This window comes from Massilia consociata (assembly GCF_042432755.1).
Taxonomy (GTDB): domain Bacteria; phylum Pseudomonadota; class Gammaproteobacteria; order Burkholderiales; family Burkholderiaceae_D; genus Telluria; species Telluria consociata.
Window position 1 is genome coordinate 136921 of the sequence record NZ_JBHLWP010000006.1, and the last position, 17519, is coordinate 154439.

General features: G+C 65.6%; 19 protein-coding genes. 11 read left to right on the forward strand and 8 right to left on the reverse strand.

All coding sequences use genetic code 11. From position 1 onward, the window contains the following. Window positions 1-16: 16 nt before the first annotated feature. On the reverse strand, window positions 17-859 hold the full coding sequence (gene xapA / locus ACFFJK_RS04720) for a xanthosine phosphorylase (protein ID WP_379677970.1): 843 nt from the start codon (window positions 857-859) through the stop codon (window positions 17-19). A 329-nt stretch (window positions 860-1188) separates the two neighbouring features. Between xapA and ACFFJK_RS04725 the strand changes: the two genes are divergently transcribed. The 3 genes from ACFFJK_RS04725 to ACFFJK_RS04735 are packed head-to-tail and all read left to right on the forward strand — an operon-like array spanning window position 1189 to window position 4172. Continuing rightward, the gene (locus ACFFJK_RS04725; RefSeq protein WP_379677971.1) at window positions 1189-2325 is read left to right on the forward strand and encodes a carbohydrate kinase; all 1137 of its coding nucleotides are present in this window, start codon (window positions 1189-1191) and stop codon (window positions 2323-2325) included. A gap of 2 nt (window positions 2326-2327) precedes the next feature. After that, window positions 2328-3248 (forward strand): pseudouridine-5'-phosphate glycosidase, encoded by a 921-nt coding sequence (locus tag ACFFJK_RS04730; protein ID WP_379677972.1) that lies wholly within the window; start codon window positions 2328-2330, stop codon window positions 3246-3248. A gap of 15 nt (window positions 3249-3263) precedes the next feature. Beyond that, a complete protein-coding gene (locus ACFFJK_RS04735) occupies window positions 3264-4172 on the forward strand; it encodes a LysR family transcriptional regulator (RefSeq protein WP_379677973.1) in 909 nt (302 codons plus the stop codon). A 41-nt stretch (window positions 4173-4213) separates the two neighbouring features. On the opposite strand, the gene ACFFJK_RS04740 is transcribed toward ACFFJK_RS04735, so the two are convergent. Beyond that, window positions 4214-4423: a hypothetical protein gene (locus tag ACFFJK_RS04740; RefSeq protein WP_379677974.1), complete on the reverse strand. Its 210-nt coding sequence runs from the start codon at window positions 4421-4423 to the stop codon at window positions 4214-4216. 193 nt (window positions 4424-4616) lie between these two features. Here ACFFJK_RS04740 and ACFFJK_RS04745 point away from each other — a divergent pair, with 193 nt between their 5' ends. Further along, entirely contained in the window at window positions 4617-5024 is a 408-nt protein-coding gene (locus ACFFJK_RS04745) for a hypothetical protein (protein ID WP_379677975.1), read from the forward strand. A 66-nt stretch (window positions 5025-5090) separates the two neighbouring features. On the opposite strand, the gene pcp is transcribed toward ACFFJK_RS04745, so the two are convergent. From pcp to ACFFJK_RS04765, 4 genes are all read right to left on the reverse strand, one after another. After that, window positions 5091-5747, reverse strand: coding sequence for a pyroglutamyl-peptidase I (gene pcp, locus ACFFJK_RS04750; protein ID WP_379677976.1), 657 nt, complete (start codon window positions 5745-5747; stop codon window positions 5091-5093). After that, a complete protein-coding gene (locus ACFFJK_RS04755) occupies window positions 5744-6697 on the reverse strand; it encodes a DUF979 domain-containing protein (RefSeq protein WP_379677977.1) in 954 nt (317 codons plus the stop codon). Before ACFFJK_RS04755 ends, pcp begins: the two co-directional genes overlap by 4 nt. Then, entirely contained in the window at window positions 6694-7434 is a 741-nt protein-coding gene (locus tag ACFFJK_RS04760) for a DUF969 domain-containing protein (protein ID WP_379677978.1), read from the reverse strand. The genes ACFFJK_RS04755 and ACFFJK_RS04760 overlap by 4 nt, the downstream gene beginning before the upstream one ends. Before the next feature lie 70 nt (window positions 7435-7504). After that, complete coding sequence (locus ACFFJK_RS04765) at window positions 7505-7807, reverse strand: YciI-like protein (RefSeq protein ID WP_379677979.1); 303 nt, start codon at window positions 7805-7807, stop codon at window positions 7505-7507. A 151-nt stretch (window positions 7808-7958) separates the two neighbouring features. Between ACFFJK_RS04765 and ACFFJK_RS04770 the strand changes: the two genes are divergently transcribed. From ACFFJK_RS04770 to ACFFJK_RS04800, 7 genes are all read left to right on the forward strand, one after another. Beyond that, a complete protein-coding gene (locus ACFFJK_RS04770) occupies window positions 7959-8495 on the forward strand; it encodes a DUF2231 domain-containing protein (protein ID WP_379677981.1) in 537 nt (178 codons plus the stop codon). A 177-nt stretch (window positions 8496-8672) separates the two neighbouring features. Next, complete coding sequence (locus ACFFJK_RS04775; protein WP_379677982.1) at window positions 8673-9644, forward strand: alpha/beta hydrolase; 972 nt, start codon at window positions 8673-8675, stop codon at window positions 9642-9644. Between the two features lie 377 nt (window positions 9645-10021). Then, a complete protein-coding gene (locus ACFFJK_RS04780; protein ID WP_379677983.1) occupies window positions 10022-11032 on the forward strand; it encodes a BMP family lipoprotein in 1011 nt (336 codons plus the stop codon). A 119-nt stretch (window positions 11033-11151) separates the two neighbouring features. Continuing rightward, the gene (locus tag ACFFJK_RS04785; RefSeq protein ID WP_379677984.1) at window positions 11152-12681 is read left to right on the forward strand and encodes an ABC transporter ATP-binding protein; all 1530 of its coding nucleotides are present in this window, start codon (window positions 11152-11154) and stop codon (window positions 12679-12681) included. Window positions 12682-12697: 16 nt separating this feature from the next. After that, complete coding sequence (locus ACFFJK_RS04790) at window positions 12698-13786, forward strand: ABC transporter permease (RefSeq protein ID WP_379677985.1); 1089 nt, start codon at window positions 12698-12700, stop codon at window positions 13784-13786. Window positions 13787-13796: 10 nt separating this feature from the next. Beyond that, window positions 13797-14762, forward strand: a complete 966-nt coding sequence (locus tag ACFFJK_RS04795; RefSeq protein WP_379677986.1) for an ABC transporter permease — start codon at window positions 13797-13799, stop codon at window positions 14760-14762. A 200-nt stretch (window positions 14763-14962) separates the two neighbouring features. Further along, the gene (locus tag ACFFJK_RS04800) at window positions 14963-15307 is read left to right on the forward strand and encodes a hypothetical protein (RefSeq protein WP_379677987.1); all 345 of its coding nucleotides are present in this window, start codon (window positions 14963-14965) and stop codon (window positions 15305-15307) included. A gap of 69 nt (window positions 15308-15376) precedes the next feature. On the opposite strand, the gene ACFFJK_RS04805 is transcribed toward ACFFJK_RS04800, so the two are convergent. Further along, window positions 15377-16240, reverse strand: coding sequence for a MipA/OmpV family protein (locus tag ACFFJK_RS04805; protein WP_379677988.1), 864 nt, complete (start codon window positions 16238-16240; stop codon window positions 15377-15379). 212 nt (window positions 16241-16452) lie between these two features. After that, window positions 16453-17514, reverse strand: a complete 1062-nt coding sequence (locus ACFFJK_RS04810; RefSeq protein WP_379677989.1) for a S1/P1 nuclease — start codon at window positions 17512-17514, stop codon at window positions 16453-16455. Window positions 17515-17519: the final 5 nt, after the last annotated feature.

The following is a 17519-nucleotide window of genomic DNA, read 5'->3' on the forward strand; positions in this document are numbered from 1 at the left end:
ATATGGATGTGAATGCTTAGGCTGCAGCGCGCGGGGTCGAACCGAGGCGCTCGATGAAGGAGTGGATCAGGGTGACCAGGTCCTTGGCCGCGATCGCGGCGTACTTCAGGGTCTGCTCGTGCGACAGCGGGAACGGGGTCAGGCCTTCGGCCAGGTTGGTAATCGCCGAGATGCCGGCAACCTTCAGGCCGCAATGGCGCGCGGAGATCACTTCCGGCACCACCGACATGCCGACCACGTCGGCGCCGAGCGCCTTGAACGCGCGGATTTCGGCGGCGGTCTCGAAGTTCGGGCCCGGGCAGGCCAGGTACACGCCTTCGTGCAGGGTGATGCCCTTGCTTGCTGCGGTTTCCTTGATCAGGGCGCGCAGGTCGGCGTCGTAGGCGTTGGCCATGCTGAAGAAGCGCGGGCCGAAGCGCTCGTCGTTCGGGCCAGCCATCGGGCTGCCCGGCAGCAGGTTGATGTGGTCGTTCAGGACCACGACGCTGCCGGCATCCACTTCAGGGCGCAGCGAGCCGGCGGCGTTGGTCACCAGCAGCATTTCGCAGCCGATCAGCTTGAACGTGCGCACGGCGGAAGTCATCACCGCGGCGCCGTAGCCTTCGTAGAAGTGGCCACGGCCCTTCATGCACACGACCGGGACACCCGCCAGGGTGCCCAGCACCAGTTCGCCCGCGTGGCCGTGCACGGTGCTGATCGGGAATCCCGGCAGGTCGGCGTAGCTGATCGAGACGGCATCCGTCATCTGCTCGGCCAGCACGCCCAGGCCCGAGCCCAGGATCAGTGCTGCGCGCGGCTCGAAACCCGGCTTGCGGGCTTTGATGACTTCTGCGGCTTCGAATGGAGTGTTGCTGAACATGGTTGTTCCTTGTTGTGTGCGGATCGGGAGACGTGAGGAGGGCTGGTATAGGTGTTGCGTTGGGCTCATTACCGCTGAACAGCAGCCAGAGAGCACATATCAGCCGGAATATTATAACTATGCATGAGGGCCGATATGTATGGCAAATACCATTTTTCTTGCCGATTTATTGGTTTTAAAAATAAATCAAACGGTGTATCTTTGTCATGCAGATACATCAACATGCAGATAAACGCAGAGAGTGTTTGACACTTGCAAAACATTTATCTAGTATCGATAAACTTTTGTTTGTTCCCAAGCGTTAATCCTACGATAAGCAGAGCCTCACCGTGACCGAGCTGACCAAGAAAGAACAGTTGTACGAGCTGATCCGCGCGAATCCCTTCATTTCGCAGCAGGACCTTGCGACCCAGCTCGGGCTGTCGCGCTCGGCCGTGGCCAATTACATCGCCACCCTGGTGCGTGAACGCCGCATCCTGGGGCGCGCCTACGTGCTGCCGGACCAGCGCCCGATCCTGTGCATCGGCGCCGCGAACCTCGACCGCAAGCTGCGCAGCATCAAGAAGCTCACGCTCGGCACCTCGAACCCGGCCGCGCAGGATGAATCCTTCGGCGGCGTCGCCCGCAACATCGCCGAGAACCTGGCGCGCCTGGGCGCCCCGGTGGCCCTGATTACCGCGGTCGGCAACGATGCCTCCGGCCGCGCCCTGCTCGCCCATGCCGAAGATGCCGGCATCGATACGCGTGGCGCGCTGCGCCTGGATGGCGTCAGCAGCGGCACCTATACCGCGGTGCTGGACCAGGACGGCGAGATGGTGGTGGCGCTGGCCGACATGGCGCTCAACGATCTGCTCACGCCCGCCTTCCTCGCCACGCGCCAGCAGCAGCGCGCCGGTGCATCACTGGTCGTGGCCGACCTGAACCTGCCGCACGACACGGTCGCCGCCCTGCTCGACGACGCAGTGCGCGACGGCGTGCCGCTGGTGCTGGTGGCGGTGTCGGAACCGAAGATGGCGCACCTGCCGCAGAACCTGCTCGGCCTGCGCCTCCTGATCCTGAACGAAGGCGAACTGGCGGCCCGCGTCGGTCGCGCGCTCGACAGCGATGCCGCCATCGGCGCCGCCTGCGAAGAAGTGCAGCGCCAGGGCGTGCGGGACGTGATCGTCACGCGCGGCGCGCGCGGCGTCATGTACACCTCCCCCACGGGCGTGATGCGCCTCGACGCCCCCGCGGTGAGCGTGGTGGACGTGACCGGCGCCGGCGACGCCTTCGCTGCCGCCGTCTGCTGGTCGCTGCACAGCGGCGGCGAAGGCGAAGGCGGCGACAAGGACGGCAGCCACCTCGCCCTGGCCTGCCGCCGCGGCCTGCAGCTGTCCGCCATGACCATCGAGTGCGAGCAGACCGTCTGCCCGGCGCTCGAACCCGGCCATCTCGATGGCTCCGACAACGAACTCACACTGGACTAATCATGCAATCCTTCCTCCTGTTCTCGCCCGAAGTGGCGGCCGCGCGCGCTGCCGGCAAGCCCGTCGTCGCGCTCGAATCGACCATCATCTCGCACGGCATGCCCTACCCGCAGAACGTGCAGACCGCGCGCGAAGTCGAGCAGATCATCCGCGACGCCGGCGCCGTGCCGGCGACCATCGCCATCATTGGCGGCAAGATCTGCGTCGGCCTGAACGACGAGCAGCTCGAGCTGCTCGGCGCGTCGCCGGATGCGATGAAAGTCAGCCGCCGCGACCTGGCCTACGTGCTCTCGACCGGAAAACTCGGCGCCACCACGGTGGCCGCCACCATGATCTGCGCCCAACTGGCGGGCATCGAAGTATTCGTCACCGGCGGCATTGGCGGCGTGCACCGCGGCGCCGAGACCAGCTTCGACATCTCGGCCGACCTGCAGGAACTCAGCCACACCAGCGTGGCCGTGGTCTGCGCCGGCGTGAAGTCCATCCTCGACATCGGCCTGACCCTCGAATACCTCGAGACCCACGGCGTGCCGGTGGTGAGCGTCGGCCAGCCGGGCTTCCCGGCCTTCTTCACGCGCGACAGCGGCTTCAAGGCCGACTTCCAGCTCGACACCCCGGAAGAACAGGCAGCCTTCATCCGTACCAAGTGGCAGCTCGGCCTGGCGGGCGGCGTCGTGGTGAGCAACCCGGTGCCGCCGCAATCCGCGATGCCGACCGAAGAGATCGACGCCATCATCCGGCAGGCGCTGGGCGAAGCCGACGCGCAAGGCGTGAAAGGCAAGGCGGTCACGCCTTTCCTGCTGGCACGCATCAAGGAACTGACCGAAGGCCGCAGCCTGGCCACCAACATCGCACTGGTCAAGCACAACGCGCTGGTGGGCGCGCGCCTGGCGGCTGCGTTGAATGCCCCCCTGAACGCGTAACGCTCGAAACGGACCATGTCGATCGACCTGAAACAGCTGAGGTACTTCCTCGCGGTGGCCGAAGAAAAAAGCTTCAGCCGCGCGGCCGAACGCCTGCACATCTCGCAACCGCCGCTGAGCCAGCAGATCATGAAGCTCGAGAGCGAGCTGGGGGTGCGCCTGTTCACCCGCACCACGCGCAGCTTCGAGCTGACGGTGGCGGGCAAGGCATTGATGGTGGAAGCGGCCGAACTGCTGGCCAGGATGCGCATGACGATCGACACCATCCGCCAGATCGACCGCGGCGAAGTGGGCCGCCTGCGCGTGGGCATCGTCGGCTCGGCGATGTGGGGCCCGATTCCGGGCCTGCTGGAACAGTTCCAGAGCCAGTACCCGCGCGTGACCTGGACCCTCCACGAACTGGGCCCGAACGACCAGTGGGAAGCGCTGCGCGCCAAGCAGATCGACGTCGGTTTCTGGCGCGAGCCGCGCATCGAGCCCGACGTGCTGAAGCAGGCCAACCTGCGCCAGGACCTGTGCTTCCGCGAGAACGTGTGCGTGGCGATCAACGCGCGCCATCCGCTTGCCGCCAACGACGACATCGAGCTGATGGACATTGCCAATGAACCGATGCTCACCCTGCACCTGGACCAGTCGGCCGAGCCGCGCTACCTGATCCAGTGCTGCGTCAACGCCGGCTTCCAGCCGACGATCTTTCAGGAAGCGGCCGAGCCGCAGACCCTGCTGGCGATGGTGGGCGCCGGCCTGGGCGTGGCCTTGCTGCCGCAGACCACCAGCCGCATCGGCTGGCCGGGCGTGCGCTTCCTGCCGATCCGCACCAACCCGCCGTCGGCCAACCTCTATATCGCTTACCCGGTCGAGGGAGATGCGCCGGTGGTGCGCGCCTTCCTGAACATCCTGTTCCCCGACGAAAAAACAGCCTGAGGGCGATACGCTCCGGTTGACGCGCAAGCCAGGGTCGGAAGCTACTGCCGCTTGAGTTCGACCGCCACCGTGCTGAGCGAGGCAATCTGGTGCCGCCGCTCGCTCGGGCGCGTCAGCACGCGCATCGTCACTTCCAGCGGCACGCCGATCCTGGCGAGTTCGGTCGCCGCACGCGGGCGCCCTTCGCTGGCGGCCTCGTGGATGGCTGCATCGATGAGCAGCGCGGTCTTGTAGTCGTTTCGTCGGTCCATCCGGTCATCCTAGCATTCTTGCGTAAAGACCAGTGTTTTGCTAAAAGTTATTGAAAGAACAGTTTCAATAAATCTTATTTAAAGGACCACTTTTCTTTATTCTGCGTTACTTCGCGCACCGTCCCCAGGCATATCTTGGTGCAAACTCTTGTCAAAACATGAACAACCAGACGACCTTTACAAGGAGCACACCATGAAAACCACCATCACCCTCTCCGCCCTGATGCTGTCCGTCGCCATGCTCGCCACCGGCTGCAAGAAGACTGACGACAACCCGAACATGGGCCCGGCGCAGGAAGCCGGCGCCGCTGTCGACAACGCTGCGGCCAACGCTGCACAGGAAACCCGCGAAGCGGCCCAGAATGTCGAGAACGCGACCGAAAACGCAGCCGCACGCGTCGACGCCGCAGCCGACCGCGCAGGCGAGAACATCGAGCAAGCCGCCGACAAAGCCGGCGAAAACATGCGCGAAGCCGGTGCCGAAGTGCGCCAGGAAACCCGTGAAGCCGCGGCCAACGTCAGGGAAGGCGCCGACAAGGCTGCCGACAAGACCGGCGCCGCCCTGGAGCGCGCGGGCGAGAAGATGCAAGACAAGCGTTAATTGCCTGACTGATCGCCTTGTCGGGGCACCCGCCCCGGCAAGGCAGCCACGCGGACCGTGCGTCGACTAGTGCGTCGCGCCACCCGCGTGCGCCACGTCGCGTTCCACGCTCAATGCCGTCTCGACCGCGATCCGGATTCCCGCGACGATGTCCTCAAGCGCCATCGACGGCGGATCGTCCTCCCGCACCAGGGCCTGCTCCGGCAGGAAAGGCACGTGGATGAAGCCCGCCTTCACCGCGCGCCCGCTTCCGGCCAGGTGGTGCATCAGTCCGTAGAACACATGGTTGCACACGAAGGTTCCCGCCGTCTGCGACACCCCCGCCTGTAATCCCCGCTCGCGCATCGCCGCCACCATTGCCTTGATCGGCAGCGTGGTGAAATAGGCCGCCGGTCCGTCTTCGTGAATCGGCCGGTCCACCGGCTGCTGGCCGGCGTTGTCCAGGATCGATGCGTCGTCGATGTTGATCGCCACCCGCTCCACCGAGATCTCCGCCCGTCCGCCGGCCTGGCCGACGGCGATGACGACGCTAGGAGCCAGTTCGTCCACCAGGGCGGACAAGGCCCGGTTGGCCTCGCCGAACACGCAGGGCAGCTGGCGCACCTCGACCCGGAAGCCGTCGCCACGCCACCCTTCCAGCGCGCGCACGGCTTCCCAGGCCGGGTTGATGGCGGCGCGATTGAAAGGTTCGAAGCCGGTCAGTAAAACGGTCTTGGTCGTCATTTGTTCATCAGGAAGTACAGCAGGAAGATGTTCGCCACCAGCAGCGGCAGCGCCGTCGGAATCTGGGCCCGGATCACGGCGTTCTTGTCGGGCAGGTCGAGCAGCGCGGCCGGCACGATGTTGAAGTTGGCCGCCATCGGCGTCATCAATGTACCGCAATAGGCGCTGAACATGCCGATCGCCGCCATCACGGCAGGGTTGGCGCCATATACGCCCACCAGCACCGGGATGCCGACGCCGCCCGCCATCACCGGGAAGGCGGCGAAGCCGTTGCCCATCACGATGGTGAACAGGGCCATGCCAATGCAGAACACCGCCACCGCGACGAAGCGCGAATCCATGCCGATGTAGGAGGTCGTCACGTGCGCCACTGCCTTGCCCACGCCGGCTTCGGTGAACAGCAGGCCGAGCACGGCCAGCATGTGCGGCAGCACGACGGCCCAGCTCATCGCATCGACCAGCCGGCGCGCCTCGCGCACGCCCTGCAGCGGCGTGGCGCGGGCCAGCCAGCAGGCCGCCGCCAGCGCCGCCAGCGCGCCGCACCCCAGGCTCACCAGGGTCAGGTGCTTCGGGTCGAGCAGCGGCAGCGCGCCCACCTGCACCTCGTCGAGCAGGGTCGCGCCGATCATGGTCACCAGCGGCAGCAGCAAGGCCGGGATGAACAGTTTATTGCCCAGCCGCTGGCTGCTGGCGCGGCGTGCTTCTTCCGGCGGCAGCTTCGCCTTGCCGGCGGCGACGCCGCCGAAGCCGGCCAGCAGCGCCATCAGGATCATCAGCGCACCGACGTACGCGGGCGGCATGCGCTCGCCTGCCAGGTACAGCAAGGCATACAGCCCCCAGAACAGCGCGGTGGTGAAACGGCGCGGGTTGCTGCGGTCGACCAGGTTCATGACCGCCACCGCCGCCAGCAGCAGGCCGACCAGCACATAGAAGAATTCGAGCGTGATCATGCTTCTTGCGCCCCCTTCGTCCCCTTCGTTCCCTTCTCGCCCTTCTCCATCTTCTCCATCTCGCGGGCGATCCCGGCGTCGAGGCGGCGCAGGTTCCAGGCATGGATGATGAAGGCCGTGACCGCGGTCGGAATGCCCCACAGCGCGATGTGCAGCGGGTCGACGGCGATGCCCTCTGCAGTCAGGATGGTGTGCATCAGCACGATCGCCCCGAAGGCGACGAAGATGTCTTCGCCGAAGAACAGGCCGACGTTGTCGGTGGCCGCCGACATGGCGCGGATGCGGTGGCGTACCGGCGCCGGCAGCTTGCCGAACTGCGTTTCGGCCGCGGCCTCGGCCATCGGCGCCACCAGCGGGCGCACCATCGAGGCCTGGCCGCCCAGGCTGGTCAATCCGGCCGCGGCCGAGGTCTCGCGGGCGAACAGGTAGACGATCAGGAGGCGCCCCGCCGTGGCCGAGCGCACCTTCGCAATGGCGGTCTGGGCGCGCTCGCGCAGCCCGAAGCGCTCCAGCAGGCCGATGGCGGCCAGCGGCAGCAGCAGGATCAGCGGCAGGTTGCGCGTCTTGACGAATGCCGTGCCGAGCGACTCGAGCATGGCAATGACCGGCATCGCGGCGGCGGCGCCGGTGACGCCGCAGGCCGCGACCACCACCAGCACCGGGTTGGCGCGCAGCAGGAAGCCGGCGACGACGACGGCCACGCCGAGCAGCGGCCAAAGATTGACGGCAGATTGCATGGACTCTCCGGCTCAGTTGAAAGCCGGGCAATCTTACCCGATGTTCAGCACATATTTACTACCAGCAAACTCAACCGGGGCGGACCGGGTTGAAGGCATCCTTGCCGACCACCGTGTTCCACTGCCGTACATGGAAGGAGCGCACCAGGCCGTGGGTCACGTACGGGTCCTTGGCGGCGAACATCTGGACGGTCTGGGGCGAATCGCAGCTGAACACCAGGACGGCGTGGTCGGCCGGCTCGGCCATCGCGCCGGCGAGCACCAGTTCGCCGCGCTCCTGCGCCTCCCAGGCCAGCTTCAGGTGGGCGTCGCGGAATTCGCCGCGGCGTTCGAGGTAGTCGGGAGCGAGGTCATACATGAGCAGATAGTGCACGGGGACTCCGATGTAATGGCGGCAAGGGCCGGAATGGGCGATCTTACTGCATCGGCAGGAGAAATGGCGGCGCCAACTCCCAAGCGCGCGTCCCGCTCCCCCTCGCTATGTCAAACTCATCCCGACAGCAACCAACGCCAGGAGCACGCCAATGAACAAGATCACCATCGCCGGCCAACCTCTGCACACGATCATGAGCGCGGCGCCGGCCGTCCTCATTCCCTTCGGTTTCATCCTCGACGCCATGCACAGCGCCACCGGCGACGAAGACTATGCCAAGGCCTCCTACCTGAGCATGGCCGGCGGCATCGTCGGCGGGCTGGCGGCCGGTGTCGCCGGCGTGGCGGAGTACGTGGCCGACAAGCCGGAAGGCGAGGCCAGGCACGACAGCCAGCTGCATGCGGCCCTGACCGCCGGCGCCCTCCTCGTCGGCGCGGCCAACCTGGTGCTGCGCCGGCAAGGCACCCACGCACGCGGCGGCTCGCTGGCACTCACCGCACTGTCCGCCGCCGGCGTGCTGGCCTCGGAATACCTGGGCAGGCGCATGTCGGGTACCGAAGGCACTGCGGGCGAGCATGTCGAAGCGGGCGTCCACGCCAACCACGAGGACGTGCGCATCGACCATACCGTCACCGACGTCGAGCAGTACGTGGCCGCCGGCCCGTCGTCCGTGCACCCGCCGAAATAAGCAGCGCAGTCACCACGGCGGAGCCTGGGGCTCCGCCGTCTCCCCATTCATCCGCACCCCTTCCAGCGAACACTCACTGTTGCGTTAACCCAACTGTTCCGTTATCCATCGAACGCGCTGCCCACTGAGCGAAATGCCGCACAGAACAAAGGTTTCCCGCAGAGGTAGACTGGGGCCATGGACACTTCGAAGAAAATGGCGGCGGGGATCACGGGGTTTGCCAGCTTTCTCTGGCTGACCCTGACGGCTGCCGTGGCGGCCAACCAGCGCCGCCTCGTGTTCAACCCCTGCATCAAGCCCGAAGTCGAAAGCCCGCGCAGCAGCGGGCACCGCACCCGTCCCGTCGTCCTGCGCGCCAGGGACGGCACCCGCCTGTGCGGCTGGCTGCTGACTCCGCTGGTGCCGGGGCCGCGTCCCGCCGTGCTGTATTTCGGCGGCCGTTCCGAAGAAGTCTCCTGGGTCGTGCGCGACGCCGGCAAGCTGTTCCCCGGCATGACCGTGCTCGTGATGAACTACCGCGGCTACGGCCAGTCGCACGGCGTCCCCGCCGAAATCCACATGATCGACGACGGCTGCACCCTGTACGACTGGCTCGCCGCCCTCGGCCAGGTCGACGCGGCGCGCATCGCGGTCGTCGGCCGCAGCCTGGGCTCGGGCGTTGCCGTGCAGGTGGCCAAGGAGCGTCCGGTCCACTCGGTGGTCCTGCTCACGCCCTACGATTCGATCCTGGCGATCGCCAAGCGGCGTTTCCGCGTGATGCCGATCGAGTACATGCTGAGCCACCGGTTCGAGTCGATCAAGTACGCGCCCTCGCTCACGGCCCCGACCTACGTGCTGCGCGCGCTTGAAGACGACGTCGTGCCGCACTCGCACACCGACCAGCTGGTTGGGAAACTCGCCACCCTGGTGGCCGACGACACCGTGCCCGGTTCGGATCACATGAACATCCCCTACCTGGAAGCGACCCAGGCGCTGATCGCCGGCTTCCTCACGCGCCAGTTCGCCCAGCCCGTCGGCACCCCGGCGCTGCCGCCTGCCGACGCACCGGCCGTGTCGGCCGAAGTCGGCCCCGAAGTCGGCCCGAAAGCAGACCGGCACGCGTCCCCCGCCTCCCTCGCCGGCGACAAGATCGTTGCTATTTCAAAATAATTGCTGAAAATTGTCAGCAGTTATATTTCCTTGGAATAAATTGCCAAGTAAAATCGTATTTGTCATCAATATGTCGCTTGATGCATATTTGATAGGCTGAGCTGCGTAGGTCCAGGTATTCCTCATGCGCGGCATCGTGGCCGATTCTTTGCGCCGGTTTGTTGCTGGCGAGCCACACGACACACGTGGGGCATCAAGCGCTGCCGAAAGAGTCATCGTCGCGATACAAATCGTAACCCCTCGCACGCCGCGCGGCTGACACAATGCGCATCGCATGGTCCAGCCTGCGTCAGCGTCGTGGTCGATGCAGCTTGCGCAGCCCGTTCCAAGCCTACGGTTGGGCCGGGTACAATATCGAAATTCCAGGAGCCTCATTCATGAAACTCAAGCAACTCACCATGACCATTGCGGCGCTGTGCGTCGCCGGCAGCGCAGGGATCGCCAATGCGGCGCCCGCGGCACCGAAGCTCGGCATGGTCTACGATGCGGGCGGCAAGTTCGACAAATCGTTCAACCAGTCGGCGTTCGAAGGCCTGCAGCGCTTCACCAAGGAAACCGGCATCAAGGTCTTCGAAGTGCAGGCCAACAGCGACACCCAGGCCGAGCAGGTCATGCGCGGCCTGGCCCGCAAGAAGGTCGACATGATCGCCGCGATCGGCTTCTCGCAGACCCAGGCGGTCCAGAAGGTCGCCAAGGAATTCCCGAACGTGCGCTTCGTGCTGGTCGACAGCATCGCGCAGGGTAACAACATCAATTCGGTGATGTTCAAGGAGCAGGAAGGCTCCTACCTGGTCGGCGTCGCCGCCGCCATGGCATCCAAGTCGAAGAAGCTGGGCTTCGTCGGCGGCATGGACATTCCGCTGATCCGCGCCTTTGCCTGCGGCTACGCGCAAGGCGCGAAGGCCCAGCATCCGAAGATCGAAATCATGCAGAACATGGTCGGCACCACCGCCGCCGCATGGAACGACCCGGCCAAGGGCGGCGAACTGGCGCGTGCGCAGTTCGACCGCGGCGCGGACGTCGTCTTCGCGGTCGCGGGCGGCAGCGGCATGGGCGCCCTGCAGATGGCCAAGACCAAGGGCAAGCTGGCGATCGGCGTCGATTCGAACCAGAACTACCTGCATCCGGGCTCGATGCTGACCTCGATGGTCAAGCGTGTGGACATTGCCGTCTACGATTCGTTCATGGCACAGAAGAACGGCACCTGGAAGCCGGGCGTCGTCTACAAGGGCCTGAAGGAAGGCGGCGTGGACTGGGTGCTGGACAAGGACAACCGCATGGTCGTCACGCCGGAGATGGAAAAGCGCGTGAACGCCGTGCGCACCGACATCATCAACGGCAAGATCAAGGTCGTCGACTACCGCACCGCAGGCAGCTGCCCGATCTGATTCACCCCTCCTTGGAGAAAAAGCGCGCCGCGCCGGTGAACCCGGCCCGGCGCGCTTTTGAATGAAGCGCACCGCATTTGGTGCGCCCCGCATTTACCACTACCTTACTACTGATCGCAATGCAGCCAGCCGTAGAATTTCGCAACATAAGCAAGGCCTTCGGGGCCGTGCAGGCGAACGCTGACGTCAGCTTCTCGATCGCCAAAGGCTCGATCCACGGCGTGATCGGCGAAAATGGCGCGGGCAAGTCCACCCTCATGAGCATCCTGTACGGCTACTACCATGCCGACAGCGGCCAGCTCCTGATCAACGGACAGGAGCGCCAGATCCGCACCTCGTTCGAGGCGATTGCCATGGGCATCGGCATGGTCCACCAGCACTTCATGCTGGTCGAGAACATGACCGTGCTCGACAACGTCATGCTCGGCACCGAGGGCGGATTCAAGCTGGCTGCCAAGCGCGCCGAGACGGAAGCGAAGCTGCGCGAAATCTGCGCCAAATACCGCCTCGACGTCGATCCGCTGGCCACCATCCACGACCTGTCGGTGGGCGCCCAGCAGCGCGTCGAGATCCTCAAGCAGATCTACCGCAGCGCCGAGATCCTGATCCTCGACGAACCGACCGCCGTCCTCACCGCGCAGGAAACCGCCTCGCTGTTCGAGATCCTGCGGCTGTTCAAGGAACAGGGCAAGACCATCATCCTGATCACCCACAAGCTGGGCGAGATCATGGAGATCACCGACCAGGTGACGGTGATGCGCGCCGGCCGCGTGGTCGGCGCCGTGGCGACGAAGGACACCTCGAAGGAACAGCTGGCCAACATGATGGTCGGCCGCCCGATCGAGGGCAACCTGCCGCGCAAGCCGTACCAGCCCGGCGCGCCGGTGCTGCAGGTGAAAAACCTGCAGCTGGAAGACAAGCACAAGGTCAAGCTCCTGGCCGACATCGACCTCACGGTGCGCGCCGGCGAGATCGTCGCCATCGCGGGCGTATCGGGCAACGGCCAGAGCGAGCTGATGGAAATCCTGTCGGGCATGCGCCTGCCGACGTCCGGCAGCGTCGCATTCCTCGGCAAGGAGCTGCCCTACGCGCGCCGCGCCAACGCCGACGGCCTGCCCGCCGAATTCCGCGAGCTCGGCATCGGCCACGTGCCGGAAGATCGCCTGCGCGACGGCGTCATCAAGGATTTCTCGGTGATGCAGAACACCGTGTTCGGCTACCAGGACCGCGTCAGGAACAAGCTGGGCCTGTTCGACTTCGACGCCATCGCCAAGCGCTGCGCCCACCTGCTGGAAGCGTTCGACGTGCGCCCGAAGAACCCTGACCTGCGCATCGGTTTGCTTTCCGGCGGCAACCAGCAGAAGGTGGTGATCGCGCGCGAAGTGTCGGCTAGCCCGAAGCTGATGCTGGTCGGCCAGCCGACCCGCGGCGTGGACATCGGCACCATCGAAAGCATCCACACCCAGCTGCTGCGCCTGCGCGACGAAGGCGTGGCGATCCTGCTGGTGTCGACCGAGCTGGAGGAAGTGCGCGCGCTGGCCGACCGCATCGTGGTCGTCTCCGGCGGCCGCGTCACCGGCGAACTGAGCATCGATGAATTCGATACCACCCGCATCGGCCTCCTGATGGGCGGGATGCACAAGTCGTAGTGAGAGACGAACCTTCATGAAAACCACTGAACTCCCACGCTGGGCTTCCGGCTTCGTCCTGCCCGTCCTGAACCTGCTGTCGGCGCTGCTGGTGGCGGCGCTCGTCATCCACCTGCTGGGCGAAAGCCCGGTCGAATCGCTGCAGATCCTGATCAACAGCGCCGTCATCAATCCGGAAGGCCTGAGCTACACGCTGTTCTACGCCTCCACCTTCGTCTTCACCGGCCTCGCGGTCTCGGTGGCGATGAAGGCGGGCCTGTTCAACATCGGCGCCGAAGGCCAGATGTACCTCGGCGGCCTGGGCCTGACTCTGGCCATGCTGTCGTTCGACGCCACCCTCTCGCCCTGGCTCCTGATCCCGCTGGCGATGGTCGCCAGCGCGGTGTTCGGCGCGGGCTGGGCCTTCCTGCCCGGCTACCTGCAGGCCAAGCGCGGCAGCCACGTGGTGGTCACGACCATCATGTTCAACTTCATCGCCGCGAACCTGATGAACTACCTCATCGTGGCCCACCTCATCCCCGAGGGCGACCAGAACCCGGCCAGCCGCGTGTTCGACGAGGCGGCCTGGATGCCGCGCCTGGTCGACTGGTTCCCGGCGCTGGGCGACACGCCGCTGAACATCTCCTTCCTGCTGGCCATCGTGGCCCTGGTGATCTACGGCGTCGTGATGTCGCGCTCCTCGTGGGGCTACAAGCTGCAGGCCACGGGCCTGAACCAGCACGCGGCCCACTACGCCGGCGTGCGCATCAGCCGCATGATCATTGTCGCGATGCTGATCTCGGGCGCCCTCGCCGGCCTGGCGGCGGTCAACTCGATCCTCGGCTCGACCCACTACCTGAGCCTGAACTTCCCTGCCGGCGCCGGCTTCATCGGCATCGCGATCGCCCTGATGGGCCGCCAGAACCCGGTGGGCATCTTCCTGTCGTCGGTCCTGTTCGGCGCGCTGATCCAGGGCGGCTTCGACCTGTCGCTGGAAAAGCCGAACATCCCGCAGGAGACCTTCATTTTCATCCAGGGACTGATCATCCTGTTCTGCGGCGCGATGGAGAACCTGTACGCGCCGGCGGTCCTGAAGCTGATCAACGCAACACGTAAAGGTAACTAAGGGTTAAGCCATGGAAGACTTCCAGTTCGCCAGTATCGTCGTCTCGACGATCCGCAATGCGCCGGTCCTGATTTTCGCTGCGATGGCCGGCCTGTTCGCCGAACGCAGCGGCGTGGTCGACATCGGCCTCGAGGGCAAGATCCTGGCCTCCGCCTTCGTGTCGGCCGGCGTCGCCTACACCTACCAGGACCCGTGGCTCGGCATCGCCGCCGGCATCATGGTGTCCGTGCTGCTGGCCATGGTGCAGGCCTTCGTGTCGATCACCCAGAAGGGCAACCAGCTGGTCGCGGGCATCGCGATCAACATCGCCATGAGCGGCCTGACCTTCGTGGTGGCGCAGTATTTCTTCCAGCAGGGCGGCCGCACGCCGGACCTGGGCGAGGCGCGCCTGACCGACGTGGTCCTGCCGGGCACCTCGCTGCTGGCCGACATCCCCTTCGTCGGCTGGCTGTACGGCAGCGTGATCGGCGGCCACTCGGTGCTCGTGTACCTGGCCTTCCTGCTGCTGCCGGTGGTGCACTGGGTGCTGTTCCACAGCCGCTTCGGCCTGCGCCTGCGCGCCTGCGGAGAAAACCCGCATGCGGCCGACGCGGCCGGCGTCTCGGTGCAGCAGACCCGCTATGTGGCGATGATCATCGCCGGCGTGCTGTGCTCGTTCTCGGGCGCCTACCTGTCGATCGTCCAGAGCGGCTTCTTCCTGCGCGACATGTCGGCCGGCGCCGGCTACCTGGCGCTGACGGCGCTGGTGTTCGGCAACTGGCGTCCGGTGCAGACCGTGCTGGGCTGCCTGATGTTCGGCTTCTTCTCGGCGGTGCAGATCCAGATCGAAGGCGTCGACCTGCCGGTGGTGGGCCGCATCCCGGGTTCGCTGATCCAGATGATCCCGTACGTCGTGACCGTGATCGTGCTGGCCGGCCTGATGGCCAAGTCGGTTGCGCCGAAGGCGCTGGGCAAGCCCTTCGTGAAATCGCGCTGAGACTGTCTTATGCAAAAAAATGGCCTGCATCCGCAGGCCATTTTTTTTGCCCCTCGTCATGCTTAATTGCGGACTTTGTTAGCAAATGTGACTACCGTAAGCCTTTGTAAAGCCCGTCAACAGGGCTCATCCGCCGCCCGTTGAATGTCCAGGTGACACGATAAACGTACGCCAGAACCGAACCAGAAAGGATTCATCCAATGAAGAAAGCTATTGCTACCCTGATCGTCGCTCTGTCCGCTACCTCGGCATACGCCCAGACCACCACCCCGGCAACGCCAGCCACCCCGGCGACTCCGGCAACCGCCGCTACCCCGGCAATGCCGACCACCCCGGCAAACGAAACCGACGCCACCACGGATTCCGCAGCCACCGGCGGTACCGGCTCGACCGCGGCAACCGCGGCCTCCCCGGCAACGGCCGCTACTCCGGCCACCCCGGCGACTTCGGCATCGGCGGCCGACAAGACCGACAAGGCCGACGCCAAGCAGGCCAAGCAGGACAAGAAGTCCTCGCAAAAAGACAGCAAGGACGCTTCCAAGTAATACGGCCATCGCCCGGACCGGCCCTGCGCCGCCCGGGCGCCACGCCGACCGTGCGGCCCCGCACGGTCTTTACTGCAGGCCCGGATCGACCGTTCCAGCGCCACGCGCCCGCGCGGCGGAGCGCTTGAAGGTCCACATCACCCCCACCCCGCCCGACACCCCGTTGTCCTTCACGTGCAATGGACTGTCGCGGTTCGCCGCCCCTTTGTAGCTCTCGTAGCGCAGGTAGCCGAACACCCGCACGTCCTCGTCGATCCGCCGCGATCCGAACAGGCCGAGGCGCGTCAGCAGCAGGCCCGCATCGGCCGCATGGGCCGGGCGCGTTGCCGTCACATGCTGTGGCGCCACTTCGTAGAAGTGGCGGTGGATCTTGCGGTCGCCCAGCACCACCGACAGGTTCGTCTCCAGCGTCCACAGCCCGCCTTCGCCCGCCATTTCGTAGGCCAGGCGCGGCTCGAAAGTATAGCCACGGTTGTGCAGTCCTCCGCGCGCCTCGATCACCGCGCGCAGCGGCAGTTCGGCGCGCAGCCGACGGTTGCCGCCCAGGTCGGCCAGGCGGACCTTCAGGCGCGGGCCGAACTCCACCAGCGGGCCGAGGTCGGGCATGCCTTCGCGTTCATCGACGTCGTCGGAATCGGACGGCAGCGCACCTGCGAAGCCGATATCCAGTTCCACCTGGTCGCTGCGGAACAGGCGCGCATTGATGCCGGAACGGTCGGCGCGCAGGATCTGGCCGCGGTAGACGATGTTGGGGAAGACCAGCAGGCGCGACTCGCGCGCGTCGGCCCCCGGATAGGCGGGCGTGGACAGGGCGGCGCTGCCCACGCCGAGTTCCCACAGGGGGAGATCGCGTTCGGGGTCCGTCTGGGCGAAGGCGGCGGCGGGAAAGATGAGGCAGGCGGCGGCGAGGGCGGCCTTCAGATGGGAGCTCATATTGGCTTGGAAAGGTCGGTGGTGAGCCGGATTCTATCCAAGAGCGGGAAGGTGATGCGCCGCGCAGACGCACGACGGATAGCGGCAGCGTTTGCCGACATCCGCGCCCGTCAACCTCCTCCCGCAGGCCGGGAGTCATTGCCGCCATTGGCGGCAACGACGGTCCTGAAGCCGACTAAGGAATTGTAGAGCTGACTACGCTCGACGAACGATCAGCCCTTTTCCGGATAAATCGCCTGCAGGATCGCCGCCAGGTTGTACCCGCCCCTGATCAACTGCTGCTTTGCAATCTCCGAGCTCGGCACCGGGTAGTTGGCCGGCACTTCCAGCGCGAAGGTATAGTAGGTCTCGCCCTTCTTGCTCGTCTGCGGCACCAGCTTGCCCGGCGTGACGCCGGCAAACGCCTGCTTGGCCACGAACAGCGAGTGGTTGGCCCATGCGTAAGGCGCGACGATCGGATCTCCTTCGATCTTCGGGATCTGCATGTTGCCGCTGATGACCTTGTCCGCGAACTGGTCCGCGGTCCTGGTCTGGATGCGGCGGAAGGCATAGTCGACCGTGGTACTGTCCCAGTAAGAGTGGAACGGCTTGGTCAACGCCTTCGGCACGCCTTCCTTCACCGGCACCGGCTCGCCCGCCGGGATCAGGCCGGCCGCCAGTTCGGTCAGCCTCGCATCGTCCAGCAACAGGTTGTTGCTGCCGCGCGTGTCGAAGATGGTCGTCTCGTTCACCTCGTCCTGGGTCTTCGGCGCCACGAACTTGCCGTCCTTGCCGACGTAGGCCGCGCCCACATGCAGCGGCTGGTGGATGTCGCCGGCGAAGTGCGCGAGCAGGATCAGCGCCTGGCGCTTCGTGAACTTGTGCGGATTCAGTTCCGGGTCTAGCTTGCCTTGCAGGACCGCGATGCACTGGCGCAGCGTCTGCACGATGTCCACGCCCGTCCTGCCCACGCCGTGGTCATCGTAGTGGTCGTGCTGGAACGGCACGTTGGTGTAGTGGTACTTGTCGTGCTGCGGGTTGCCGTTGACGTACTCGACCATCTCCTGGGTCTGCTCGCCGCAGAACGTGCCCTTGACGCAGTCGGCCCAGTTGGCGACCGATTCCAGGGTCTCGCCCGGCTTGAGCAGCAGGGCGATCTCCTTCTGCGCCCGGGTGCCCTTGAGCAGCTTGTCGGCGATGGCGCCGACCGCCTTGTGGCCGTCACGGCCCCAGGCCGCGGCATCGAACGATGCGAATGCGCCGGTCAGCGCGAGTACACATGCTAGTTTCTTCATGATCT

Coding starts and splice junctions, on each gene's coding strand:
- xapA (WP_379677970.1), bottom strand. CDS start 859: ATGTTCAGCAACACTCCATTCGAAGCCGCAGAAGTCATCAAAGCCCGC.
- ACFFJK_RS04730 (WP_379677972.1), top strand. CDS start 2,328: ATGCAATCCTTCCTCCTGTTCTCGCCCGAAGTGGCGGCCGCGCGCGCT.
- ACFFJK_RS04735 (WP_379677973.1), top strand. CDS start 3,264: ATGTCGATCGACCTGAAACAGCTGAGGTACTTCCTCGCGGTGGCCGAA.
- ACFFJK_RS04740 (WP_379677974.1), bottom strand. CDS start 4,423: ATGGACCGACGAAACGACTACAAGACCGCGCTGCTCATCGATGCAGCC.
- ACFFJK_RS04745 (WP_379677975.1), top strand. CDS start 4,617: ATGAAAACCACCATCACCCTCTCCGCCCTGATGCTGTCCGTCGCCATG.
- pcp (WP_379677976.1), bottom strand. CDS start 5,747: ATGACGACCAAGACCGTTTTACTGACCGGCTTCGAACCTTTCAATCGC.
- ACFFJK_RS04755 (WP_379677977.1), bottom strand. CDS start 6,697: ATGATCACGCTCGAATTCTTCTATGTGCTGGTCGGCCTGCTGCTGGCG.
- ACFFJK_RS04760 (WP_379677978.1), bottom strand. CDS start 7,434: ATGCAATCTGCCGTCAATCTTTGGCCGCTGCTCGGCGTGGCCGTCGTC.
- ACFFJK_RS04770 (WP_379677981.1), top strand. CDS start 7,959: ATGAACAAGATCACCATCGCCGGCCAACCTCTGCACACGATCATGAGC.
- ACFFJK_RS04775 (WP_379677982.1), top strand. CDS start 8,673: ATGGACACTTCGAAGAAAATGGCGGCGGGGATCACGGGGTTTGCCAGC.
- ACFFJK_RS04780 (WP_379677983.1), top strand. CDS start 10,022: ATGAAACTCAAGCAACTCACCATGACCATTGCGGCGCTGTGCGTCGCC.
- ACFFJK_RS04785 (WP_379677984.1), top strand. CDS start 11,152: ATGCAGCCAGCCGTAGAATTTCGCAACATAAGCAAGGCCTTCGGGGCC.
- ACFFJK_RS04790 (WP_379677985.1), top strand. CDS start 12,698: ATGAAAACCACTGAACTCCCACGCTGGGCTTCCGGCTTCGTCCTGCCC.
- ACFFJK_RS04795 (WP_379677986.1), top strand. CDS start 13,797: ATGGAAGACTTCCAGTTCGCCAGTATCGTCGTCTCGACGATCCGCAAT.
- ACFFJK_RS04800 (WP_379677987.1), top strand. CDS start 14,963: ATGAAGAAAGCTATTGCTACCCTGATCGTCGCTCTGTCCGCTACCTCG.
- ACFFJK_RS04805 (WP_379677988.1), bottom strand. CDS start 16,240: ATGAGCTCCCATCTGAAGGCCGCCCTCGCCGCCGCCTGCCTCATCTTT.
- ACFFJK_RS04810 (WP_379677989.1), bottom strand. CDS start 17,514: ATGAAGAAACTAGCATGTGTACTCGCGCTGACCGGCGCATTCGCATCG.